Origin of the sequence: Lysinibacillus sp. ACHW1.5 (assembly GCF_022014815.1) — a bacterium.
Classification (GTDB): Bacteria; Bacillota; Bacilli; order Bacillales_A; family Planococcaceae; genus Lysinibacillus; species Lysinibacillus capsici.
The window spans coordinates 1936750-1960249 of sequence record NZ_CP091777.1; the positions used below are offsets into that span (position 1 = coordinate 1936750).

Below are 23500 nucleotides of genomic sequence, written 5' to 3' on the forward strand. Positions count from 1 at the left end.
ATCTAGGCTCTTGGTCATTTTTACATATAGAAGTGATTGAGCAACCAACCTATAACAGTACTGAAGATACCAACTACTATCAAAACCAGCCCATGGGTTGGTGCTTGATAATCCTTTTTAAGTACAATTCCCATACAGATAGCCATGAGCCCACAAAAAGCTTGGAATAGGAGAAGAGCAGCTATCACATTGACCCAACCGATGATTAAAAGTAATCGCCTACTATTGCTTTCATGTACCATTTATTGTTCTCCTTCATCATTGCTATGTAAATAAAGTACCGTACCTAACACGCCTAGTAGTAGGGTTGAAAAAATAATAGACATAATCGCTTGATAGACAATGGCGGTTATAGCCAAAAACAGTAAAATAATCAGTATGAGGAGGCGCAGTAGGAATTTTGTTTTTTTACGAATGGCGAAAAAATCCTGTAGAATAATGAGTAAAAAGCTCACTCCAAATAGGAGAGCATATTCAAGAATGATTAGAGGATGCACATTCGATACACCCTCACCACGAAAGTATTTTAAAATAATTATAGGAATGAGTATGTATTTTAAATACTTGTACCACTGGAAAAGACGATCCATGTTGCTGCCTCCAGCTCAATAGACTGTTTTTACAAATATTGTAACGGAAATTATGAGGCGACACAAGAATCTTTTTTTTCATAGGGCCACTGTGCGAGCAGTGACCCTAAGTATCAAGTCAGGAGGTGTAAGGCTAAAATTAGCTTTACACTATTATATGTATGTGAAAGTAGCTTCAAAAGCTAGTTATCTGCCTGTTCAATAGATTATTTTTTGGAAGGCGACTAAATGGGGCACCAATTGTCGGATGGAAGGCTACTATTCCTGCTAAAGTAAAGATAAGGAAGGTGATAGAAGTGGATTCTTTAACAAGGTTGAATGAGGCGATTACGTATATCGAGGCCAATCTAACAGAGGAAATTGAAGTGCAAGAAGCTGCGAGATTAGCTTATTGCTCGGAATACCATTTTAAACGTATGTTTTCCTTTCTAGCAGGCATCTCGCTATCAGAGTATATTCGTCGTAGGCGTCTGACGCTTGCCGCACTGGAACTATCAGATTCATCTATGAGAATTCTCGATATCGCGATTCGTTATGGCTATCGCTCTGCAGATGCATTTACAAGAGCCTTTCAGCAAATGCATGGCATCACACCATCGGAGGCGAGGCAAAATGGTCAGCACCTAAAAGCGTTTCCACGAATGACCTTCCAACTTACCATACAAGGAGGTTGTGAAATGAATTACCGACTCGAACAAAAAGAAGCGTTTCACATCGTGGGTCTTATGAAAAGAGTACCTATCGTCTTTCAAGGAGAAAATCAAGCGATAACTGAAATGGCACGTGCATTAACAATGGAGGATATTGGGCACCTAAAAAAGCTGTCGAATGTAGAACCAACAGGAATCATCCAAGCCTCCACAAACTTTTCTGAGGACAGAATGGAGGAAAAGGGCGAGCTGGATCATTATATCGGCGTAGCCACAACCGAAACGTCTCACCATTTTTCACAGTTGGATGTACCCGCTTGTACGTGGGCTGTCTTTCAAGCGGTTGGACCATTCCCACAAACACTGCAGGAAACATGGGGGCGCATTTATGCGGAGTGGTTCCCATCATCTGGCTATGAACAGGTTGCTGGTCCAGAAATCGTGCACCATACAAGCACGAATTTTTCCTCACCAACCTTTACAAGTGAAATCTGGATACCACTTCAGAAAAAGAAGCCTCTTGCATAATGCGAGAGGCTTTTACTGTATTTTCGTTCCATTGGGCAGCTGCTGATCGGGCGTTAACAGGATTACATCTCCTTCCACAGGTACACCACCAATGACTAATACCTCTGACTTAAAACCCGCAACGCGACGTGGCGGGAAATTAACAATCGCCACTACTTGCTTCCCAATGATGACTTCGGGTGTATAACGCTTCGTAATTTGTGCGGAAGACTGTTTAATGCCCAATTCTTCACCAAAATCAATTTTCATTTTAATCGCAGGAACCCGAGCCTTTGGCAGTTCCTCAGCCTCTAATACCGTGCCGATTCGTATATCAAGTGCTATAAAATCTTCTATTGTCGCCATCACTGTACTCCTTAAGCTTTTATGACAATGTTAGCATTTAATAGAAAAAAATACAAAAAAGAAGAGCACATAGCGTGCCCTTCTCTCGTTAACGACGATGCTCTACCAGGTCAATCGCACCTAACACAATGTGTGCTAAGCCAAAGCCAAAAATCGTATTGGCCACCATTTTGTTAGAGCCATGTTTTTGCTTCATTGCATAGCCTGCCGCCGTAACAGCTGACCCGAGTATAGTGGGGATTAAACCTTCACGAATTCCATTCATAAATTGATCCCTCCGTCGTATGATTCGGCGTGAGTTTCACACCATACTTACTATGAACGTTTGGCGCGGATACTATACTAGGCATCAACCGTATCAATCATGAAAGCAGTGATCTCCGTTTGATCTGCATTTGTATAGGCCTTGCAAAAAAGAACCACAGCACTTTCTTCATCATCAAACCATAAATAGCGAATTTCTGTTGTAAAACAACTTTGGTCATTCATTTCATACACATCAATAGCTACGGAAGCTTCATCCAGCGGCCATGTTAAGATACCTTGCAAGGCGAAAACCTCCTGCAGAAATATAGCAGTATCCTCTGTTAATATCTTCTCCTGTTGAAGTTTCTCGTATCTATTATGTACTAAATCATCTAAGGTCATTTTTGTTAATGCTTCTATTTTGTCTTTCATTTGCATAGCCTCCCTCCTTATAGTTATTTTACTGGAAAAGGAAAAATTTTGTATAGGTAAATAGGGATTTATTGAAACGAAAAAGAGCGGTTAGCCGTATAATAAACGAAGGGGAGCTGAAAATGAAGTATATAGGCATTGGCACCATCTTGTCCATTCAAGGTGTTATATGCTCCATTCTCATATGGGGTACAGAGAAAGCCCATTTGCTTTCAGGGCTACTCGGTGGAATTTTCATCGTTTCTGCCATGTTATTGTCAGGAACCATCGCAAGCGGAGATCGAATGCGCGCCAATTTCGCAACAGAAACCAATGAAGACAGAAACGAACGCAATCTTCTCATGAATAATGCGTTACTATTAGCCATACCAAACATTATCGTAGCAATCATTGTGTATTATCTATGAAGCTAATAGCAGCAATCAATTTAGAATAAGTATTGTATTCAACACATTTAGCATTCAATCCACCGATTTGAATGAGCAACCCATTCTAAGCGATTCTATCCATGAAAATGAGCGATGTAACCGTCAAAATTAGCATTCAATCCACCGATATGAATGAGCAATCCATTCTAAGCGATTCTATCCATCAAAATGAGCGTTGTATCCGTCAAAATTAGCATTCTATCCACTGATTTGAATGAGCAACCCATTCTAAGCGATTCTATCGGTCAAAATGAGCAATGTATCCGTCAGATTAGACATTGTATCCGTCAAAATTAGCATTCTATCCACTGATTTGAATGAGCAACCCATTCTAAGCGATTCTATCCATCAAAATGAGCGTTGTATCCGTCAGATTAGACATTGTATCCGTCAAAATTAGCATTCAATCCACTGATTTGAATGAGCAACCCATTCTAAGCGATTCTATCCATCAAAATGAGCGTTGTATCCGTCAGATTAGACATTGTATCCGTCACATTTAGTATTCTATCCACCGATATGAATGAGCAATCCATTCTAAGTGATTCTATCCATCAAAATGAGCATTCTATCCACCACATTTTACAGGCTATCCACCAATCGTTACATATAAAAATCATAAAAAGTGTCACATCTACCCTAGGTGTGGCTTTTTTTGTTGCATTTAATAGAGAGGAGTACATTTGCAATAGAGAGGTGGTACTATGCAATTAACAGATGGTACACAGATATTTGACACGGACATCATTGATGAGGCTGCTAAAAAGAGGGAGCGTGATGAGCAGGAGCGGGAGATGCTCAACGCCTTTGCCCGCTATGCATACCTACGATATAAGCAAATACGAGACAAAGTAAATCCGCGGAAATGCAAATATATGTATATTCATCAGGTACGTCAGCAATTAGCATTACCTGCTAGACTACAACGTGTTTGCAAGCTGCTAACGATGACGGAAGAGGAAGTTCTCTACATTGTTGAATTTGTGCGGAAGTATTTGAAATACGTTAAATAAGCCTCATCTACAAAGATGGGGTTTTTTTACATAATTTCTAGGGAGAATTGTTTCTCAACAACCGCTCCATATAGTATGATGAACGTGTATAAAGGAGTGAGCGTAGTTGAGATTGATTAAATTTCTAGTGGTAATTGCTATATTTGTTGGTGTAGTGGGGTATGGTGTACTACATTTCGGCACAAAATTTGCCTCTGAAAAAATTGTAGATACCTTGTCGACAGAATTAGAAAATAGCGGACAAAAGGAAGAAATCAAAAATACCATTGAAAATGACCCACAATTAAAAGCCTATATGGAAGAGGCGAAAACGGTCGATAGCAGTACATTACCGTTTACGACAAAAGAAGAGGCAACGAAAGTCTTAATTCAAAAAGTGGGCATTACCGATTTGAACGACATGCGTGTAAAATTGCAGGACGGCTCGATGACGCAGGAAGAAGCTCTACAAATGGTGGAAGGCAAATTATCCGATGAAGAGATTGCAGCTTTAAAAGTCATTGTCTATAAAGAGCTTTATGAATAACAAACAGCAGAAGCAATTGTTTGCTTCTGCTTTCATTTTCCATTACAGATCTCTGCTGATTGACGTAAATCTCGGACATGAATAAACACATTATTCACCTTCTTGGTAAGAGGGGACGACGTTGCAAATTTCATTCTTTCTACCATCTTTCACTTGTTCTTAAAAGAGCATGCTTCATGGCATGTTCTTTTTTTATGTCCCATTTTTAAAAATTTTCTTTATCTAGTTAGAAAGGACATTAGATGGAAAGAGGGATCGTCATGATTTATCGAGTAGCCAAAAAGGAGAATTATGTGGTTTTGGATAAAGCATTTTTAAAGGATGAGCAATTAAGCTGGAAAGCAAAGGGTCTGCTTGCCTATATGCTGTCTTTGCCAGATGATTGGTCATTTAGTCTTGCAGATTTAGCAATACGTAGTAAATGTGGGCGGGAAGCGACAGCCAAAATTTTGGACGAACTCATAGAGGCGGGCTATCTTCAAAAAGTACAGGAACGAGGAAAAGACGGCAAGTACGGTGGGGTAGAATTTTTCGTCTATGAAGTATCAAAACGTGCTGCTATACCGTCAACGGTCGTACCATCGACGGAAAAGCCCACACTACTAAATAATAATTTACTAAATAATCAATTACTAAAAGATAAAGATGATAAGGAGTCTACTAACACTGCCTACCACTTTTATGTGCAACAAGGCTTTGGCACACAAACAGCCTATATTGCTAGTAAAATTCGTCATTGGCTCACTATTTTTTCAGAGGACATGGTCATCTATGCGATGAAGCTAGCGGTGGTGCATAATGTTTTACGCTGGCGGTATGTCGAGAGCATCTTACAAAATTGGTGCAATCAGAACATAAAGAGTCTTGCAGATATTGCTATCGACCAGCAGCGTTTTCAAGCCCGCAAGCAGCAAGTGTCATCACATTCTAAAGCCAGAAGACGGAAAATCATTCCGCAGTGGTTTCAGCAGCGTGATCAGGAACAAGAATCTCGGCCAACAATTGATTTTGCAGCAGAACGACAAAAAATTTTAGCCCTCTTACGGAGTGAATAAATTCTCCGCATACCATATAGGCTTAATCGATGAAAAGTTATCATGATCCTGTAAAATCATGTGAATTCTTTCCAACGCATCATCAAAGGAGCGTGGGTCATAGTGACGAGTCCAAACAATGGTTGAAAAGACAGTCATGGCTGCATAGAGAGCATATAAACGCCAAAACATATCGTCTGGTGCAGATGAAAAATAGCCATCAATCTGGCCAATACAATAGGGGATACTTTGTCGTCTACTAAACAAGGCAAGATTATAAAAGTCATGATAAGGATCGCCCACATCATAGCCATTAAAATCTATCACCCCATTGTAAGTATGTCCTTTACAAATAATATGACCAAGATGAAAATCATCATGAAGCAGGGTGATGGGGCGTTGCTTTAATAGCGGTAAGTGCGTTTCAATAAAGCGCAATAGTTTAGCTTCTTGTGGAAGTTGATAGGCATCTTGTTGGTATGCCTTCAAATAGGTAGAAAACTTTTTGAGCTGTGTTGTCTCCCAATGAATTATTTGCGGAGGGCTCACTTGATGTATTTTTCTCAATTCTTTCCCCGCCGCAAGACCAAGGTGGAATTGCTCAGAGTCAGAAAGTTCCTGAATAATTTCATCTGCTGGTGTTTCTTCTAAAAAGCTAACGACCATTGCGGATACATTGGCTTCCTGAAACAAGGTATAGTTAACGGCTTTATGTGTTCTTACACCCTGCTTTGCTAACTCTTGGAGCAAGGAAAACTCTACTGCACGTTTGTCATGATGTGCTAGATCTGACAAGCGCACCAAATAGCGCGTTTCACCAACTGTTACCAGATACTTGCTATCAGGTGAATAGCCTTTGTTAATTTTCACTAGCTGTGTAAAGCCGTGTAAGCTTGGTAATTGACGAATAATCTCTACTGCCTGCACACTTTCTTTCCTCGCTTTCAATATTTTAGAAGAACTAAAATACTACAGAAAATAATACTTTGTCAATGCTTGGAAGCGAGAAAAGAGGTTATAAAATCATAATGAAAAAATAGTAAAAGAGCACAACTAACTAGAAAACACTTTTGTGCGCGCATTTACTAATAGTAAGTGGATGTCCTTGTGACATTCACACTTCATAGCTTCGAGGAAAGAGAGGTGAAACGATCGCAGTAGCCTTAAGCGCGAAAAGAAGCTAATAAGCCACAAAAGGAACCTCTAATTATCTGTTGTTTACCCTAAAAAACCCAAAAGGAAGAAAAGAATAACATAGCATCAGTCGCTAAAAATAATAGGAAAGGACGGTGCAACATGAGTTATGTTATTGAAAAACAGATGATGTCAGGGCTACCGAATCAAGCGCTAACGGCAGTCAAATACGTTGTGGCGCATGAATCAGGTAATGGCAGCAATACAGGTCCAAATGCATTGGAAAACGAAATTGCCTATATGAATCGAAATAAAGCCAATGCCTTTGTTTCTCACTGGGTAGGCGGTGGTGGAAGAATCGTACAAGTAGCCCCAGTCAATCGCGTGCAATATGGCTGTGGACCAAAGGGAAATCCGTATAGCTATGCCCAGGTGGAATTGGCACGGACTGCTGATAAGGAACAATTTAAAAAGGACTATGCGGCTTATATTTGGCTGTTACGTAAGCTTGCGATAGAGGCAGGGATTCCCACTGTTTTAGATGGTAGCGGCAACGGCATTAAGTCACATCGATGGATTGCAGAAAATCTAGGAGGCACTACGCACAAAGATCCATTTGACTATTTAAAAAGTATGGGGATTACAGAAGCACAGTTCCAGCAAGATATTAAAAATGGGCTTGAGGAGGGATTAACAGTGTCACAATATAATGAGCTAAAACAAGAAATAGAAACGTTGAAAAGCTTACTAGCTGAAAAAGCTAGTTTACAAACAAGCAGAGAAGTGGGAGCAGCCCATAAAGAGGCCTGGGAGTGGGCTATTAGCGAAGGCATTATCCGAGGCGATGGAAGTAAGAACATGAATCCAGCAGGCGCCTTAACAAGAGAGCAAATGGCGACCATGCTGAAACGCTATTACGACAAATTTATAGCCAACTAATTGTGTAGGATAAAGCTCCTATGTCATCACGAGCTTTATCCTTTTTCATTGAATAAAGGTTTTTTCAAAATTTTGTCGAATGTAGTAGAAGAGAGGAGGGGTTTTGATGTTAACTAAAATAAGAAAAGTAAAATTTGAACAAGAAAGAAAAAATCCATTATACCAGGTGGTGATGGAATGTCCCGATGGTAAGCAACTCTATGTAAAATTTGATTATACGTATAAAACAAAAAATTTCTGGCCATTAGAAGTGAATTATAATAAAAAGAACTATGGTGCAAAGCTAGCATGGTATACAAATGAAGTCGAGAATATGACAGTGGCTTTATTTCTAGAAACGATTGCTGGTAAAATCAACAAGAAGTATGATTTTAACTTTAAGAAACAATAAAAAAAGCAGCACCTTGTAGGAGCATACTGCTTAAGACTTGTCCATTATTTAGTTGAGATATAAACAACAAGTGCTGCCTCATCAAATGTTACATTTGCGCCAAGTGCTTGACTGACAAAGCGTAAAGGCACCATTGTTGTACCTTGATATATTTCAGCAGGATGGCTGAGTGTGATTGTTGATGCAGAACCATTTGTATCAACATAAGCCGTTTTATTCCCCACACCAATCACAATTTTTTTACTGTCCTTTGTTGCCGTTACTTTTTTCGTTGCATTATCATAGCTAACCGATGCCCCAAGAGATTCAAAGATTGCCTTCATTGGCACTAAGGTTGTGCCATTTTTCATATAAGCGCTAGGCGTATAATTTTGCTTCACGTCATTTAAATAGACAGCAACCTTCGTTAATACAGGTGCTACCGTTGCTTTAGGGGCTGGCGTAGAATAACTTTGACCGCCTGAAGAAGACCCTGCATCATTGCCACCATTGCCATTATGATAATGATAGCCAGAACAAAGCCCTTTAGCCTTTGATTTGTCAGAACAGTTGTGACCGCCATTGCTATCTAAACGCCCTGGATGTGCGCTCGCAATAGAGGCTGTGGTGAAAAATAATGTAAGCATCGCCATCAACAAAACCAATTTCTTCATATAAATCCTCCAATTATCAAAATATGTAATTATTATACTATTGAAAAGAGAATTTTGATATGTTTTTATAGGAAATTAGTTTTAACCCATTAAAAGGCACTACCAGTCAAGATTGGTAGTGCCATTTTGTTATACGGTTAATTGATTTTCGTTTTGGAGATCAATGGCTTTTTGGAGCAGTCGATGCAGAACGGCTGCCAAGGTTGCAATCGTACTGGTTACAAAGATGCTGATAAGTGTCAGCGTAATAATTCCTGTAATATCTTCCTGGCCAGTAAACATTATCATAATTGATGCAATACCTAGCGCAAGGCCGGCTACAATAGTGAGAGCACAATTTTTGATCGTTCTCAAAGCCCGTACAGATGATTTGGAGAACGCTTTATGCTGGTCGATGTTCGTTAAGAGGCGATAGGCCTGATACAACGCCGTGTAATAGGGAATGCATAGTGCATACACATAGAGTAAAAAAAGATAAGACAAATAGGAGGATTCGGGATGTGCCGCTGCATCTCTACTGGCTATCCCAGGTAGCCAAAATAGTCCTAAAGCTAATACAGGGATACCTAGCAGCATAATCACACTCTTTAGGAAAATGGTTGAGCCCTTTTTATGTTTCATACAAAACACCTCACTGGTAATGGTATATTGATTTTAAAATAAAATTTATCGTTTTTCAATAAAAACATATTGCTATTCATTGATTTTTTTCGTTTTAAAAGACATCCATCCTTATAGGATAGATGCCTTTTAAGTGGGATGATTAACATCTTACATATTTACGTTTAAAGCCAATTCTGCCTCGCTCTATTTCCTTTTGAATTGTTTCATAAGCATTTAGCTGTGTGCTTTTCTTGTTGTCTCGCTTCATTTCTACAGGACCAATCGCTTGTGCGGTTGCTACTGCTTGTTCGTGGAGCGGCACATAAGAAATAGCTACCGTGTATAGAAAATTATTCATGGCCGATTTTGTACGTTCTGGTACGTCGTGGATGGTATTTTTCACGACATCCAGCATGTTAGCCAGCTTGCTCTCGGAAAATTCGCTATCCTTGCGATTCCCTAATAGCCAGCAATAGCAGCTCCAGCCCGCAGACATTTTCAGTTCCTCACCACTGGCAATCCACGCATCCGCCACCTCCTGAGCAATCGGTGCCTCTGCTAAAGTAACCGCTACTACATAATCCGACAGCATATAAAAATAAGCTGCCTCCATCCATCGATTAAAATCTTCCACAGTCATGGCTTTTGGATCTGCTATGATGCCAGCAAAGTACATCGCATCATAGTTGCCCGTAGCATAAAGCTCTTCTGCAAGACTCTGATCTATTTTAATTTTCTTCGCAATAGGCTTCATGGCACCTGTTGCCACACCAAATAACGGCTCATGGGCGCCATTTGACATATACATTTTTTTCGTCCGTTCTTTGCCAAGAGCCTCTAGCTCCTGCATCACCAATTCAGCATTCATAATAGCACTTCCTTTTCTTTAAATATCGATTGCCATGAGACAGCTAGTATTATTTACACCATATAGCGTTTTAGTTCCTTCTAAGTGGTCGCTTAAGAACCGATCCACCATTTGAATAAGCTCTTCAACGGAAAAATCAAGCTCGCCCTGTAGCCAGCTAATGGTAACAGCCGTAATGGATACAGTGAAAAAATGGGTCACAAAACTCATATATTTTTTCTCTACCTCTTGACACATTTCCGCAATTTGCTTCACAAAGTCTTCAATAATGCTATATATTTCTTGATGAAAAAAGCGATTAAAATGCTCATGGCCCATGGAGTTAATAGCATTTAGTGCAAACGCTCGATTTTTTTCTAAGTACAATAATATATCTCGATAGCCTTCTTGCCAAAGGCTTTCATCCTTATAATCATCCAGTAACTCAATTGCCTCTCGCTCTAGTGTCCACTTCAATAAATCATAAATATCCTCAAAGTGATAGTAAAACGTCTGTCGATTTAATTGTGCTTTCTCCATGACTTCCTGTATGGATATCTTTTCTAATGGCTTGAGTACCATTAATTCTTTTAAGACACTGGCTAATTGCCTTTTTGTTTTTTCACTTTTTTTCATACAGATCACCTTTTTTACAATTTTGCATTTTTGTCTGAATTTATACAGATCACGTTATCTGTCTATATCTTGCTCTTCCTTTCTTGATATACAGTATAGTCAGTTCTAATTGGAAAGGAAGAAAAGCATGAAAAAGTCATGGATATTGAGTCCTGTTTTTTGGGTGATAACAGTTATCGTGATGCTGATGATAATGCCTAATCTTGAAAAACTTGTACTAGATAAAGGACAAATCACATTGCCTAGTGACTTAGAGAGTGTCATTGGCACAGAGCTGTTAAACGATATTCAAAACGAAGGGAAGGATACCTATTCGTTTGTCTATGTATTTCATCAAGAAAAGGGTTTAACAGCTACTGATTATTTGGCAATCGAAGGGGTCCTTCATCATTTAAACACAAATAAGCTTCTTATCACAAATGCGCTCTTCCATACAGACAGTGAGCAGGCGGCGAATCAATTGGTTAGTAAAGACCATACAACCGTCATGGCACAATTGTCAATCGATAGAAAGATCGGTACAGCCAGTGAAGCAGCAGCGCTATTAAGGGCGGAAGTAAAAAATTTACCAATGGATACATATGTAACAGGAGCCGATATTGTGATGGATGATTTCTCTGCCACAACCCAAGAAGGTGTGAAAAAGACTGAAATCATTGCTATTGTCTTTATCATTGCCATATTAGTGATTATTTTCCGTTCACCGATCATTCCATTGATCTCGCTTTTAACAGTAGGGTTGGCTTATGCTGTATCATTATCCATCATCGCCTTACTTACTAATTATTGGGATTTTCCGTTTTCTAACTTTACACAAGTATTTTTAGTTGTCATATTATTTGGGATTGGTACAGACTACAATATTCTTTTGTTTACTCGCTTTAAAGAGGAATTGGCTAAAACAAATCATATCTTAAAGGCGATACAAAACACCTACAGAACCGCAGGCAAAACCGTATTACTAAGCAGTTCATCTGTGTTAATAGGCTTTACGGTGTTGTATTTTTCAAAATTTACCTTGTATCAAAGTGTTAGTGGAATCGCGATTGGCATTTGTATCTTATTGGCGGTTTTGATGACATTAAACCCATTCTTTATGGCATTGCTTGGCTTTAAGCTGTTTTGGCCAAGTAAGGTTATATCAGAGCATACTGAAAATAAGCTGTGGGGTTTTTTAGCAAAAAACGCCTTTGCAAGACCTATCGTTGGCATTATCTTTGCCTGTATCCTCACTGTACCATTTATTTATCACTATTCAGGAGAGCTTAATTATAATGATTTAGTAGAAATCGATGACAAATATGAATCGAAGCAGGCAATTAGTTTGATTGAAAAACATTATGAGCCTGGTATGAGTGCGCCCGCCACACTTGTCATCCAACAAAATGAATCGCTCGCAAGCACTGATTATTTACGTGCATTAGATGAATTAACTGGCATTATTGCGAATACACCTGGTGTAGCGAAAGTCTATTCTCCGACACGTCCAGAGGGGGAGCGTATTGCTGATCTTTATGTGAATGAACAAGCAAATACACTACAGGGGGGCTTAGGAGAAGCACAGGAGGGTGTCAGTTCCATTCAAGAAGGACTACAGGATGCCACCAATCAATTATCGAAAGAACAAGATGTCAGTGGTGTCCAAAATTTAATTAATGGCACCATACAATTACAGAATGGGGCTAGTGATTTAACGAATGCTTTACAGGGATTAACGAATGGCTTAGACAATGCAACAAATGGTTCTACCGATTTAATAGACGGGACAGTATCCCTAGAAGCGGGACTTGGGGAGCTTCAGCAAGGGCTCAATCAATTACAAACCTCCTATCAACAAATTGATACGGGCTTTCAACAATATCGTTCCATTTTTTCTCAAATCGAGCAGCTAATCACGTCCTCTAAACAAGCGTTCGAAGGTATTTTAGGGGCCATGAATGCGTATGTCCAAGCAAACCCGGAAGCAGCAGAAGATGACAACATCCAAACAACTATAAGGACTGCTCAGCAGGGACTAAGTTCGTTAAATGCATTAGATGCTGTATCACTTTCAGCCCATTTTAATCAATTAACACAGACTTTTGGGCAAGCCAATACTTCCTTAGGTAATGCTCAATCAGCCATTGTGACTTTAAAAGCAGGCGCTCGTACTCTAAAAAATGGTGTCAATGATTTATCCCAAGGAATAGGGACAGCAGCACAAGGAGCCAATCAAATAACGACTGGTTCACACAATTTAACCAATGGATTAGCTGAGGTAAAAGCAGGTCAACAGCAATTACAGCAACAATTAATTAGTCTACAGGATAGCATGGTGGAACTGCGCAATGGATTAGGCGAAGGAGCAGAAGGGCTAGAAGATATCTACGCAGGATTAGATGATGCAAATAGCTATTTACATGAATTGTCAAACAAAGAAACAGGGACATTCTTTATACCAGCAGAGGTGTTACAGGGTGAATTCCAAGAAAGCTTAAATGCCTATATGACCGATGATCGTCATGCCGCAACCTTCATGATTATTTTGGATGTCAATCCCTATAAGGAAGAAGCTATGACGATTATGCGTGACATCAAGCGTCGAGTAGACAGCTATGTGGAAAGTTCGTTATTGCAGCAAGCAAACGTCTATTTAACAGGTAAAACAATGAGTAATATCGATTTACAAGAAATTTCTTCAGCTGACTTTATACGAAGTGCAGTACTGATGCTTGCCGGCATTAGCGTGATTCTATGGTTAATCACACGCTCCTTTTTACAAACACTTATTATTAATGCCAGCTTATTAATCGCGACATTTTCCAGCCTTGGTATAACTGAAATGATAGCGAAACAGCTGCTAGATTATGACATGCTTAGCTGGAATGTACCGTTCTTTACGTACATTATGATTGTCTCACTTGGTGTGGATTACTCGATTTTCTTGTTGATGCGCTATAACGAGACAGCACAAGCAGGACTGAAGGAAATTATTCCGACAAGCCTACAGATGGGAAGCATTATTTTAGCAGCGGCTGTTATTTTAGGTGGCACCTTTGCTGCATTAATGCCATCTGGCGTTATTACGCTGATTCAGGTAGCGATGGCAGTCATTATTGGATTAGTGATCTTGACGTTTATGATGATGCCAATTTTTATTCCAGCTTGGTTTGGGTTTGCCGACAAAATAAAATTATTCCTAGCAAATAGAAAAGAGAAAAATCTGTAATGTCATCTATTTTTTTAGAATAGAAAAAATACTATTATATGAAATGAAGATGTGGATTTGGTATTTTCCAAATCCACATTTTAGCTAGAGCCTATTCCAAATAAACATAAATTGAGCTGCATCCGATTCGAGGGCAATTTGATGATAGTCTGTTGAATCATCATCTGTAATCAAGCGACCTTTTTGCACGTTTAAAATGGCATGTTTAACAGAGTCTGGATGTTCAATCGCATAGTGGGAGTCTTTTAGAAGAGTGAGGGCAGATCGACATTTATGTTTATCGATGCGCTCATTTTTTCCTTTAAAATACAGCTTAATTAAATAGGGCACATCGTCAATGATTAAACCGAGCTCAGGATTGGAACGCACAATTAAATCGTCACAATACCAATTTGCCTTACCTGGTTCAAACCACTGAACGTTTTTATTTTTTAAGAATTTTATATAGGCTTTAACGGCTTCTTGGTAATTTTTCTGGCGTGCAGGAAGGGCATTATCCACGATGTCGAGTAAATAGGTATCATTAAAACGCTGCTCATGGTATTTTTTTAATCCATCACGCAAGGCTTTCCAATAATCTTTTATTGGATGGTACTCTCCCTGATATTTGATATCCTTCACAAATTTTGTTTTTGCTGCACTTCCCTTCATTGTGAAGTCTGTAAATTGTGTTAAACCAATAGATGGCTTTGTGAGCGTCGTCATTTTTCCATCACCCTTCTTTCATCATCGATGACATACTATAGATTAGTATTATATTGGAAAGGGTACATGTATATGATTGATGGGCTTGTTAACAATCAGCTCCTAACAGTATTCTATTACAATAAGAAAATCAATTTTTTAAAAAAATATGTTTAGATGTGTTTTGACTGGGAATATAAATAGCGAGCTAGTAAAAAGCTCAAAAAAATATTTAGGAGGAATAGAAATGGCTAACAAGCAAAACAATCGCAACAGAAACAACAATGAAAACATGACTGTCGAAGAAGCGGGACGTAAAGGCGGAGAAGCTACCTCCAAAAATCATGACCGTGATTTTTATGAAGAAATAGGACGTAAAGGCGGCGAGGCTACGTCTAAAAATCATGGACATGAATTTTATCAAGAAATTGGCCGCAAAGGTGGAGAAGCTACGGCTGAAAACCACGGCGAAGAATTTTATGAAGAAATTGGCCGCAAAGGCGGAGAAGCTACCTCTGAAAAGCACGACGACGATTTTTATGAAGAAATAGGACGTAAAGGTGGAGAAGCACGCAGTAAACAGCGTAGTAACAACTCCAACGGCAATCAAAATCGTCGAAATAACAATAATAACTAATCACTTTTAAATAGCTTGAAACCCTTCACACACAGGGCGTTTGTAGTTTTAAACTACAGGCGCCTTTTTTGTTGTTAAGTTCCTCTCAATCCACAGGATAAATTTGTTGAATTTCTCCTAATTGTAGTATATATTTAATCCGCTTCTATTTGTTTTTAGAGGAAATGAGGATAGAGAGAATGACACAACTTAAAGATAAAGAACTATTTCAGGTAATTCAATCCGTCGTGCAGGCTGTGAACATGACGGTCAAGATAAAACAAGATGATTCAGGTATTAATATGAGCTATAACTTTATTGGGGATTATGTAGGATTTGATGCGAAACGATTAGTAGAGGCAAGAAATGAACTAATGCTTCCAACTTCACTTGAAATTTATGTCAAAACAATGACCCTTCATGAGCTAGGTCATGCAGTGGATCGACAAGCATTACAGGCGTCACTTCCACGTACAATTGAAATCTTTACGATGAAAAAGCAACATGCCTTAAAAGAAATATATCGTCAGGAACAACTACTAGCCATGCTGATTGAAGAACATGAAATGAATATTCAATTTGAGCAAACGGCTTGGGAAAATGCATGGATGCTTAACCATACACATCACTTAGTTCCTGAAAAGGACTTTGACTATATTAAACAGCATAGCCTAGCGACCTATCAGCGTTTATATGAGCAAGATTTACAAGCTTATCACCATCTTTTGAACCAGCAGATGGTGCAATTAGTTTAGCTAGAAATAATCATTTCATACCGTCGCGGGAATAGATCAAACCAAATAGGGCAATGTAATACTACTTGGAGGTGATCATTTTGACAAAGGGCAAGCAATATAAACGTCAGTCAGAGTTGGCGGAATTAGCGACAGATTTAAGTCCAGATGATTTAGATGTGCGCGAAGAAAATGCTCTAACACAAGAGCAAAAGAAAAATTCGAGCGAAGGAAATCGTTCAAAAAAATCTGCCACACGCAAATCGCAATCATAACGTAAACACCACAATCATTTCCGATTGTGGTGTTATTTTATCTATTTGCCACTTTTACATAGAACTGTACTACCGAGCATTGATTTAATGTTACAATTTATAGAATGAATGAAAGGAGCTGGAATAAATGATTTTATTTATCGTATTTGTTGGAGTTGTCGTTGTCATAGGCATCGTCAGTAATGCAAATAAAAATCACAGCAAATCGAATGAGCACAACCACCATATCCATTCCCCTAACGATTTTTCAACAAATGATGCATATCTTTCCTCCCAGGACAGCCAACAGTGTGCTGATTCTAGTGCTACTACGAGTGACTCATCCTGTGGCTCCGGTGGGGAATGAAGGTGGCCCATTCTGAATTATGGAGATATTGCTAGTAAATTGGCTTACGAGAATTCAAAGTAATCGAACTAAGAGCAAATTTTTTATAACGTGATCAAAAGCGGAGGAGGTCTGTTTTGCACCGATCTCTTCCGAAGTACATATGTAAAATTTCATCACCTCACCACTAGTAACTATTGTTACTAGAGAAGTTGTGAACTGTTCTTTAAGATATAGCGAAAATGAAGCAACAGGCGTAAGATAGAGGAATAGATAGAGAGAATTTGGAGGTAGTAGTTGATATGATTCGATTCGAAAATGATTATGCAGAAGGTGCCCATCCACAAATTTTGCAGCGGTTAGTGGCTACAAATGAAGAACAATCTCCTGGGTATGGTATGGATGAGCATTCCGAAAAAGCAAGAGCGTCTATTAAAAAAGCGATTGCAGCGGAGCAGGCAGACATTCACTTTTTAGTGGGGGGTACACAAACGAATACGACCGTGATAGCGTCTATTTTGCGTCCTCATCAGGGCGTCATTACTGCTAGTACAGGTCATATTGCGGTACATGAAACAGGAGCTATTGAGGCAACTGGTCAAAAGGTGCTGACATTGCCTAGCGGTGATGGCAAACTAACTGCGGCACAGGTGAAAGCCTGCTATGATGCGCACTGGCTGGATAGCACACATGAGCATATGGTGCAGCCAGGCTTAGTGTACATATCTCACCCTACAGAAAATGGCACGACCTATAGTAAGACAGAATTAACAGCCTTACGTGAAGTTTGCCGAGACTGTGACCTACCACTGTTTATCGATGGTGCTCGTTTAGGCTATGGTCTAGTGGCACAAGACAGTGATTTATCACTCGCTGATATCGCTAAGCTTTGTGATATATTTTATATTGGTGGCACTAAAATGGGTGCATTGTTTGGCGAAGCAGTCGTGATTGTTAATCCTGCGTACCAAAGGGATTTCCGCTACATGATCAAGCAAAGAGGGGGGCTGCTTGCCAAAGGTCGATTATTAGGCATTCAGTTCGAAACGCTATTTGAAGATACGCTCTATATGGATATTTCGCATCATGCGGTAGATATGGCAATGCTGATACGACAGGCATTTCTCGATAAAGGCTTCGCAATGCGCTATGATTCAAAAACGAATCAGCAATTTCCAATTTTACCAAACCATCTACTTCCAACGTTAGAAGAAAAATATTCCTTCTCCATTTGGGAAGCATACGATGATACTCATACAGTTGTGCGCTTTTGCACAAGCTGGGCTACGACCAAAGAAAATGTGGATCGTTTACTAGACGACATCCACCAATTAGTATAGCCAATCAAGCTGCACCTTCCGTCAAAGGGTGCAGTTTTTTCCTATTATTCCCTAACTCTTGCTATACTATAAATAACAGGAAAGGTGGAAGCGAATGACTAAATACGTAGCACTTTTAAGAGGTATTAATGTAGGTGGGCACAATAAATTAAAAATGGCTGAATTGAGAGACGCGTTGCAACCATTAGGACTCCAAAATATTCGGACCTATATTCAAAGTGGCAATATCCTGTTTGAATCGAGTGAATCAGAAGAACTTTTACAACAGCAAATTCAAGAGACCATTCAAACTACCTTCACTATCACGAGTACAGTAATCATTCGTACAGCTGAAGAATTTTGCTCTATTGTGAACAATTGTCCTTTCTCAGATCAAGACTTAGCAGATGCAAGAGCTGTAGCTACAGGGGAAAGTCTCCATGTTGCACTACTTCCAACAGTTCCAACTGAAGAGAACGGTGCTAAGTTATTACAATATGCAAGTGAAAAAGAGCGTTGCATGATCAAGGGGAGAGATGTCTATCTTTTATTTTACGATAGCATTCGCAATGCCAAGCTTAGTCAACAACTGCATAAGCTAGAGGTGCCTGCTACAGTTCGCAATTGGAAAACGATGATGAAGCTTGCGACAATGATTGGTGAGTAGAGAAATTCATCTTTTCTAAAAGGAGGCGTGTTTAGATGAGACGGGATCAAGTAGGTTATTTTATTTATCCTTTTTTATACTTCATTGTTAGAACGGTGAATCAATGGAGGAAGCATGAGTCGATTGCATGGGGAGAAAATGTGACGATGATGGTCATCACAATGGTCTTCATCTATTTCTTTGTTTGGATGTGGAATTGGTCCAAAAAGCCGTATCAATGGGGAAAAAAGACTAATAAAGAAACATAAAGCAAGAGAGCAAATTTCATTTATTGAAATGATGCTCTCTTGTTTTTTATTTGAACTTTTCGGGTTTTGTGGCTTTAATAGAGGCAATTTCTCCACATTGCGTACAGACAGTGAAAATAAGGGGTGAACCTGAGGAAAAGATGGTATTCATGGGTCTTAAAGCAGCATAGCCATCTAATTTTCCTTCAGAAAAAGATTGCCCGCCACAGGCTTTACAACTATATGTATTTGTTTCCATATTCTCACCTCATAATGTAAGTTTAAGGAAATTATAGCATAGAAAAAACTACAGCGATATGCATCACTGTAGTCAGAATTGGTTGATACCCTTTGAGGTTTTCAAAAGTATTATAGCATAACAACTTATTCATTGTATAGATGAAGGAAAATAACTAGATGTTGCGACTTCATTTGATTTTATCGAATTGGCTATTTGAACGAAAAGATTGGGTGTTTTCTGATTGGTGATATCTTTATTCCTGAAAATATGCTGTTTAACTACGTTATAGACATAGAGAATGTTTAGTGAATCATTTATGCCATCTTCACGATCTTTGTAAAATCAACAAGTTCACAGTGGAGCTATAAAATGCTAAAGGTTATTAGTTTAAAATTAAATAGTTTAATGTTAAACTATTTTACGTTAGGAGAGCTAATTTGCTCTTTTTCGTGTGATTTGAAGGAGGAATTGAAAATGGATCGAGTAAAAAATAAAGTGGCATTAGTAACAGGTGGGGCTTCTGGTATTGGTTTATCGGCAGCTAGCTTGTTAGCAAAAGAGGGTGCAAAAGTAGTCATTGCTGATTTTAATGTAGAGGGTGCGAAAGAAGCAGCAGCAACTTTAGTCAATGATGGGTATGAGGCGGCAGCGGTTTTCCTTGATGCAGGGGATGCTTCCTCCATTGAAGCGGCCGTGAACTTCACTGTAGAACAATACGGCTCATTAACGGTGCTCTTTAATAATGTTGGTCTAACTAACCTGAAGAAAGATTTAGATGTATTAAATATTGATTTAGATGAATGGGACCGTTTAGTCAATGTGAATTTAAAATCGATTTTACTGGGTAGTCGTTTTGCCATTCCACATATGCAAAAAGCGGGCGGGGGCTCAATTATTAATACGGCTTCTATGGCTGCATTCGCCAGTGACCAAATTCGTACAGCCTATGGGGCAACAAAAGCAGGTGTGGTGAATATGACAAGAAACATTGCTACACAATTTGGGAAGGATCATATCCGTTGTAATGCGGTTGCACCAGGTCTCATATTAACACCTGCCGCAAAAAACAATATGCCAGAAGAAATGCTGGCCATTTATGCGAAATTTAATGCGCTACCATATCATGGGGAAGCGGATGATATTGGCCATGCAGTTGTATTTTTAGCCTCTGACGAATCAAAATTTATGACGGGCCAAACATTACAAATTGAAGGCGGACATTACCTCGCTAACCCAACCATCGCTGATACGAATAACTGGCTAGCATCTTTATAGTTAATCAATAAAAGAGGTTGTCTTAAAATAGACAACCTCTTTATTAGTTGGCACAAGCTTAGCTACATTTGAGGAGCTTCCAACCCAAACTGAGCCCATTCCTCTTTCGCTGGACCATAAATACCTGGAACAGTTAAACCAGCCTGACGCATCAGAACCGTCATTTGACCGCGATGATGACTTTGATGCTGTAGTAAAAATAATAACAGGGAACCATTGGGCATTTGTCGACCAATAAATTCAATCGTTTCAGTCATTGTCTTGTCAGTCCATTGCGATTGTATCGCTTCCACAAAGGCTTCACTCGCTTGGTGATAGCCATCTGCAATGAACTGAGCAGAGGTAGGAACTGGAAAATCCTTTGCTGGGGCTTCAAACGCTAAATTCGAATTCGAGGTAATAATTCGAATTGCAGTAACCGTGTGCCAAGCAACGCGTCCTAAAGTCCAGTTTTCCGGAGTGATTGCCTGATGTAGTGATTCATCTGTTAGATGATTAAGTAATTTTTGCGTAGCAGCGGCTTCAAATGCCCAAGACTGTAAAAAATGATCGATTGTTTGAAACATGAAATCCCCCCAAAAATAGCCTATGATGTCTTATTTTCCTATGCTCCTAAAAGAAAAGCAAGATAAAGCACTGCATAAAGGGGAAGGGCAATCGAGAGCAGGATGTACATGCTCCATTCACCAATCGATAATTTCCGTTGCCACCTCGTTAATTTTAGCTGTCGACAATAGACCATACTAGCAAGTAAAAAAATTAATAAAGTAAAATCCTTTAAGTTATCTAAAAAGATGTTCAGAATATCAGCTCCTTTAGGCATTGGCAATATATGTGCCAACAAGACGTTCAATGACCATAAGCTGAGCCAACATAAAAAGTGCGTTTCTATCTAACATAGAAACGCACTTCCATTTATTCATCTCGAAGGACAATAAAAACACCACTAAAAATTAATAGGGAGCCTATCCAAAAGGAAAGCCCAATCGTCTCTCCTAATAAGAGCCAGCCTAAAAATGTGCCGACAATTGGTTGAAAGAAGAAAAATAAGCCGCCACTAGACGCATTCATTAGTTGAAGCCCTTTATTCCACAATAAAAAACCACCAGCTGTTGAGATAATGCCTAAGTAAAGCAAGCCTCCTGAAATGGTCGGTTGTAAAACACTTGCCAGATCTAAATTCTTTAGCCTTGGAAGGACAAAAGGGGTCAATAACATCACGGCAATCATAGATGTATAGGTTGTGACAACAATTTGTGAGTAATGGCTTGGTACCTTTTTGACGAATACCGACATCAGTGCCCACGTTAAGGCAGCAAGCAGTAAATAGAGTCCACCTAATTGCTGTGTCACATCGATTTGACCATTGCCTACAACGATCCCGACACCAATCGTGGCAAGAGTGATAGACAAGCATTTTTTCAGCGTAATGCTTTCTTTTAAAATCAAACGGGCGAAGACAACCATAAAAGCAGGGGTTGTAGCAGTAATAATTGCCCCCATCTGCGCGGTGGATAGCATTGTGCCCATTTCCTGTGTCACAATTGAAATCGTGTTCCCAATAAGGCCAACAAGAAAAATGATCAGCCAATCTTTTTTAGCTATTTTCCAGGATTGCCTCATCATGACCCCAATGATCCCAAGTGCAATCACCGCGATCAAATAGCGCATCCAAACAAGCTCTAATGGTGGCACAACCTCCACCACTACTTTAACAACTACATACATGGCACCCCAAATACTCGCAGCAAGCGATAAAAAGATAGCACCGATTATTAGATTTCTCATGTTTTTTTCCTCCGTTTTCATAGATACCTATGCCCTTAACGGAGAAAAAGAGCTTCTACCGTTAAGGAAGAAGAAGTGCTGGTACGTCCTGTTCAAATAATGGAGCAAACATCATAATAATCCCACCATCCTCAAGTCATTTTTTATTAGTATAATAGAATAGACATCGTTTTCATAGGGAGATTTCATGAAAGCAAAAAGAGGGGGATGAAAATGGTAATACTTCAATATGTGATGGAAGAGAAGGATTTGCCAATCATAAAGGAGGTCTATCAATCTGTTGGGTGGATGAAACATGATGAACAGATTATCAAACAAGTTTTCGATGCAAGCACACATCAAGTATTCGCTGTGGTAGATGGAAAAATAGTGGGCTTTGCCAGAGCTTTGTCAGATGGCGTCTTTAATGCCGCCATTTACGATGTGATTGTGCATCAAGCCTATCAAGGCACAGGGATTGCTCGTTTACTTCTGGAGGATCTGATCGCACAGTTAAGGGAGGTATCCTGCATTCAGTTAATCGCCACAACAGGGAATGAACCGTTTTATGCAAAAATGGGCTTTAGAAAATTGAAAACGGGTATGGCCATCTATAAAAATCAGCAACTAGCTCAAGAATATTTGGATTAAAGGGAAGGGGCGGAAACCCACCAATGGTTTCCGACCCTACATTTTTAGACTGGATGAAATAGCTGTTAGTGGATACCTGCTTATAGTGCCCTACACTCCACTCATTCAAGTTGATTAAATCCTTAAGGGATTTGGGGACAGGGCAATTCCAATCTACATTTGCTATTGTTAGTGGGAAATTATCCTCAGCCGGATTAGGTGTATGGATATTAGCTAAATCCAAACCAGCATCCTCCTCTACAAACTCCATCCATATTTGATAAGGTTTTCCCAATGTCGAGAGCCTTTCTGATAAGCGGTTATATAGGGCTATATGTGCTTTGATGTGCTCTCTTCTTATCTTTAAACCATCATTGCCGTACCCGTAAAAATCAAGGTGAATTGTGCCACAAATTAAACCAACCTTCTTCGTCAATGTCTACAATAGATAGCTCTGTGGTTGTTTGTCGCCATAAGTTACGGAAATAACGCCTTTTCCCACGAAATTTTTTCATATTACTGTTCTTCCATTTAAAA

General features: G+C 39.3%; 31 protein-coding genes. 16 read left to right on the top strand and 15 right to left on the bottom strand.

Annotation, left to right across the window (positions count from 1 at the left end):
• Positions 1 to 20: 20 nt before the first annotated feature.
• Positions 21 to 242 carry a hypothetical protein gene (locus L6W14_RS09350; protein ID WP_237900540.1) on the bottom strand — a complete coding sequence of 74 codons (222 nt, stop codon included), beginning with the start codon at positions 240 to 242 and terminating at the stop codon, positions 21 to 23.
• Positions 243 to 590 (bottom strand): hypothetical protein, encoded by a 348-nt coding sequence (locus L6W14_RS09355; RefSeq protein WP_237900542.1) that lies wholly within the window; start codon positions 588 to 590, stop codon positions 243 to 245. It lies immediately after the preceding gene.
• 296 nt (positions 591 to 886) lie between these two features.
• Here L6W14_RS09355 and L6W14_RS09360 point away from each other — a divergent pair, with 296 nt between their 5' ends.
• Positions 887 to 1768 (top strand): AraC family transcriptional regulator, encoded by an 882-nt coding sequence (locus L6W14_RS09360; protein WP_131519961.1) that lies wholly within the window; start codon positions 887 to 889, stop codon positions 1766 to 1768.
• A gap of 12 nt (positions 1769 to 1780) precedes the next feature.
• Here the strand turns inward: L6W14_RS09360 and csaA are convergent, their stop codons facing one another.
• The 3 genes from csaA to L6W14_RS09375 all read right to left on the bottom strand — a co-directional run bounded on the left by csaA (position 1781) and on the right by L6W14_RS09375 (position 2797).
• A complete protein-coding gene (gene csaA / locus L6W14_RS09365) occupies positions 1781 to 2113 on the bottom strand; it encodes a chaperone CsaA (protein ID WP_004228641.1) in 333 nt (110 codons plus the stop codon).
• An 88-nt stretch (positions 2114 to 2201) separates the two neighbouring features.
• Complete coding sequence (locus L6W14_RS09370; RefSeq protein ID WP_004228639.1) at positions 2202 to 2378, bottom strand: hypothetical protein; 177 nt, start codon at positions 2376 to 2378, stop codon at positions 2202 to 2204.
• Between the two features lie 77 nt (positions 2379 to 2455).
• Positions 2456 to 2797, bottom strand: a complete 342-nt coding sequence (locus L6W14_RS09375) for a DUF7668 domain-containing protein (protein WP_131519962.1) — start codon at positions 2795 to 2797, stop codon at positions 2456 to 2458.
• Positions 2798 to 2913: 116 nt separating this feature from the next.
• Here L6W14_RS09375 and L6W14_RS09380 point away from each other — a divergent pair, with 116 nt between their 5' ends.
• The 4 genes from L6W14_RS09380 (at position 2914) to L6W14_RS09395 (ending at position 5813) form a co-directional block, all read left to right on the top strand.
• Complete coding sequence (locus tag L6W14_RS09380) at positions 2914 to 3198, top strand: DUF5316 domain-containing protein (RefSeq protein ID WP_237900544.1); 285 nt, start codon at positions 2914 to 2916, stop codon at positions 3196 to 3198.
• A gap of 725 nt (positions 3199 to 3923) precedes the next feature.
• Positions 3924 to 4232: a hypothetical protein gene (locus L6W14_RS09385; protein WP_004228634.1), complete on the top strand. Its 309-nt coding sequence runs from the start codon at positions 3924 to 3926 to the stop codon at positions 4230 to 4232.
• A gap of 106 nt (positions 4233 to 4338) precedes the next feature.
• On the top strand, positions 4339 to 4758 hold the full coding sequence (locus L6W14_RS09390) for a hypothetical protein (RefSeq protein ID WP_048393864.1): 420 nt from the start codon (positions 4339 to 4341) through the stop codon (positions 4756 to 4758).
• A gap of 260 nt (positions 4759 to 5018) precedes the next feature.
• Positions 5019 to 5813, top strand: coding sequence for a DnaD domain protein (locus L6W14_RS09395; protein ID WP_237900546.1), 795 nt, complete (start codon positions 5019 to 5021; stop codon positions 5811 to 5813).
• Here L6W14_RS09395 and L6W14_RS09400 read toward each other — a convergent pair.
• The gene (locus L6W14_RS09400) at positions 5799 to 6719 is read right to left on the bottom strand and encodes a phosphotransferase family protein (RefSeq protein ID WP_131519965.1); all 921 of its coding nucleotides are present in this window, start codon (positions 6717 to 6719) and stop codon (positions 5799 to 5801) included. The genes L6W14_RS09395 and L6W14_RS09400 overlap by 15 nt on opposite strands.
• A 369-nt stretch (positions 6720 to 7088) precedes the next feature.
• On the opposite strand from L6W14_RS09400, the gene L6W14_RS09405 reads away from it, so the two are divergent.
• The gene (locus L6W14_RS09405; RefSeq protein ID WP_048393857.1) at positions 7089 to 7865 is read left to right on the top strand and encodes an N-acetylmuramoyl-L-alanine amidase; all 777 of its coding nucleotides are present in this window, start codon (positions 7089 to 7091) and stop codon (positions 7863 to 7865) included.
• Between the two features lie 106 nt (positions 7866 to 7971).
• Positions 7972 to 8256 (top strand): hypothetical protein, encoded by a 285-nt coding sequence (locus L6W14_RS09410; protein WP_048393855.1) that lies wholly within the window; start codon positions 7972 to 7974, stop codon positions 8254 to 8256.
• Positions 8257 to 8300: 44 nt separating this feature from the next.
• Here L6W14_RS09410 and L6W14_RS09415 read toward each other — a convergent pair whose 3' ends face one another.
• From L6W14_RS09415 to L6W14_RS09430, 4 genes are all read right to left on the bottom strand, one after another.
• Positions 8301 to 8909 (bottom strand): copper amine oxidase N-terminal domain-containing protein, encoded by a 609-nt coding sequence (locus L6W14_RS09415; RefSeq protein ID WP_131519966.1) that lies wholly within the window; start codon positions 8907 to 8909, stop codon positions 8301 to 8303.
• 129 nt (positions 8910 to 9038) lie between these two features.
• Entirely contained in the window at positions 9039 to 9530 is a 492-nt protein-coding gene (locus L6W14_RS09420; RefSeq protein ID WP_131519967.1) for a DUF2975 domain-containing protein, read from the bottom strand.
• A 142-nt stretch (positions 9531 to 9672) separates the two neighbouring features.
• Entirely contained in the window at positions 9673 to 10380 is a 708-nt protein-coding gene (locus tag L6W14_RS09425; RefSeq protein ID WP_131519968.1) for a DNA alkylation repair protein, read from the bottom strand.
• An 18-nt stretch (positions 10381 to 10398) separates the two neighbouring features.
• Complete coding sequence (locus L6W14_RS09430; RefSeq protein WP_237900548.1) at positions 10399 to 10995, bottom strand: TetR/AcrR family transcriptional regulator C-terminal domain-containing protein; 597 nt, start codon at positions 10993 to 10995, stop codon at positions 10399 to 10401.
• A gap of 127 nt (positions 10996 to 11122) precedes the next feature.
• Between L6W14_RS09430 and L6W14_RS09435 the strand changes: the two genes are divergently transcribed.
• Positions 11123 to 14203, top strand: coding sequence for an MMPL family transporter (locus L6W14_RS09435; protein WP_237900550.1), 3081 nt, complete (start codon positions 11123 to 11125; stop codon positions 14201 to 14203).
• An 84-nt stretch (positions 14204 to 14287) separates the two neighbouring features.
• On the opposite strand, the gene L6W14_RS09440 is transcribed toward L6W14_RS09435, so the two are convergent.
• Positions 14288 to 14908 carry a hypothetical protein gene (locus L6W14_RS09440; RefSeq protein ID WP_131519971.1) on the bottom strand — a complete coding sequence of 207 codons (621 nt, stop codon included), beginning with the start codon at positions 14906 to 14908 and terminating at the stop codon, positions 14288 to 14290.
• 226 nt (positions 14909 to 15134) lie between these two features.
• On the opposite strand from L6W14_RS09440, the gene L6W14_RS09445 reads away from it, so the two are divergent.
• The 6 genes from L6W14_RS09445 (at position 15135) to L6W14_RS09470 (ending at position 19071) form a co-directional block, all read left to right on the top strand.
• Positions 15135 to 15524, top strand: a complete 390-nt coding sequence (locus L6W14_RS09445; RefSeq protein ID WP_131519972.1) for a KGG domain-containing protein — start codon at positions 15135 to 15137, stop codon at positions 15522 to 15524.
• Positions 15525 to 15703: 179 nt separating this feature from the next.
• On the top strand, positions 15704 to 16258 hold the full coding sequence (locus L6W14_RS09450) for an integrase (protein ID WP_112117949.1): 555 nt from the start codon (positions 15704 to 15706) through the stop codon (positions 16256 to 16258).
• Positions 16259 to 16329: 71 nt separating this feature from the next.
• Positions 16330 to 16512, top strand: coding sequence for a hypothetical protein (locus L6W14_RS09455; RefSeq protein WP_227744851.1), 183 nt, complete (start codon positions 16330 to 16332; stop codon positions 16510 to 16512).
• Between the two features lie 627 nt (positions 16513 to 17139).
• Complete coding sequence (locus tag L6W14_RS09460) at positions 17140 to 18177, top strand: threonine aldolase family protein (RefSeq protein WP_237900552.1); 1038 nt, start codon at positions 17140 to 17142, stop codon at positions 18175 to 18177.
• Between the two features lie 94 nt (positions 18178 to 18271).
• Positions 18272 to 18823, top strand: a complete 552-nt coding sequence (locus L6W14_RS09465; protein WP_131519975.1) for a DUF1697 domain-containing protein — start codon at positions 18272 to 18274, stop codon at positions 18821 to 18823.
• Between the two features lie 35 nt (positions 18824 to 18858).
• Positions 18859 to 19071, top strand: a complete 213-nt coding sequence (locus tag L6W14_RS09470; RefSeq protein WP_237900554.1) for a hypothetical protein — start codon at positions 18859 to 18861, stop codon at positions 19069 to 19071.
• 46 nt (positions 19072 to 19117) lie between these two features.
• Here L6W14_RS09470 and L6W14_RS09475 read toward each other — a convergent pair whose 3' ends face one another.
• Positions 19118 to 19309, bottom strand: a complete 192-nt coding sequence (locus L6W14_RS09475; protein WP_131519977.1) for a hypothetical protein — start codon at positions 19307 to 19309, stop codon at positions 19118 to 19120.
• A gap of 456 nt (positions 19310 to 19765) precedes the next feature.
• Between L6W14_RS09475 and L6W14_RS09480 the strand changes: the two genes are divergently transcribed.
• Complete coding sequence (locus L6W14_RS09480; RefSeq protein ID WP_016991487.1) at positions 19766 to 20566, top strand: SDR family NAD(P)-dependent oxidoreductase; 801 nt, start codon at positions 19766 to 19768, stop codon at positions 20564 to 20566.
• 62 nt (positions 20567 to 20628) lie between these two features.
• Here the strand turns inward: L6W14_RS09480 and L6W14_RS09485 are convergent, their stop codons facing one another.
• Both L6W14_RS09485 and L6W14_RS09490 read right to left on the bottom strand, forming a co-directional pair.
• Positions 20629 to 21132 (bottom strand): DinB family protein, encoded by a 504-nt coding sequence (locus L6W14_RS09485; protein ID WP_131519978.1) that lies wholly within the window; start codon positions 21130 to 21132, stop codon positions 20629 to 20631.
• A 349-nt stretch (positions 21133 to 21481) separates the two neighbouring features.
• Positions 21482 to 22354: a DMT family transporter gene (locus L6W14_RS09490; RefSeq protein ID WP_131519980.1), complete on the bottom strand. Its 873-nt coding sequence runs from the start codon at positions 22352 to 22354 to the stop codon at positions 21482 to 21484.
• 213 nt (positions 22355 to 22567) lie between these two features.
• On the opposite strand from L6W14_RS09490, the gene L6W14_RS09495 reads away from it, so the two are divergent.
• Positions 22568 to 22984, top strand: coding sequence for a GNAT family N-acetyltransferase (locus tag L6W14_RS09495; RefSeq protein WP_131519981.1), 417 nt, complete (start codon positions 22568 to 22570; stop codon positions 22982 to 22984).
• Positions 22985 to 23355: 371 nt separating this feature from the next.
• Here the strand turns inward: L6W14_RS09495 and L6W14_RS23030 are convergent, their stop codons facing one another.
• On the bottom strand, positions 23356 to 23478 hold the full coding sequence (locus L6W14_RS23030; RefSeq protein ID WP_256451369.1) for a hypothetical protein: 123 nt from the start codon (positions 23476 to 23478) through the stop codon (positions 23356 to 23358).
• Between the last annotated feature and the right edge of the window lie 22 nt (positions 23479 to 23500).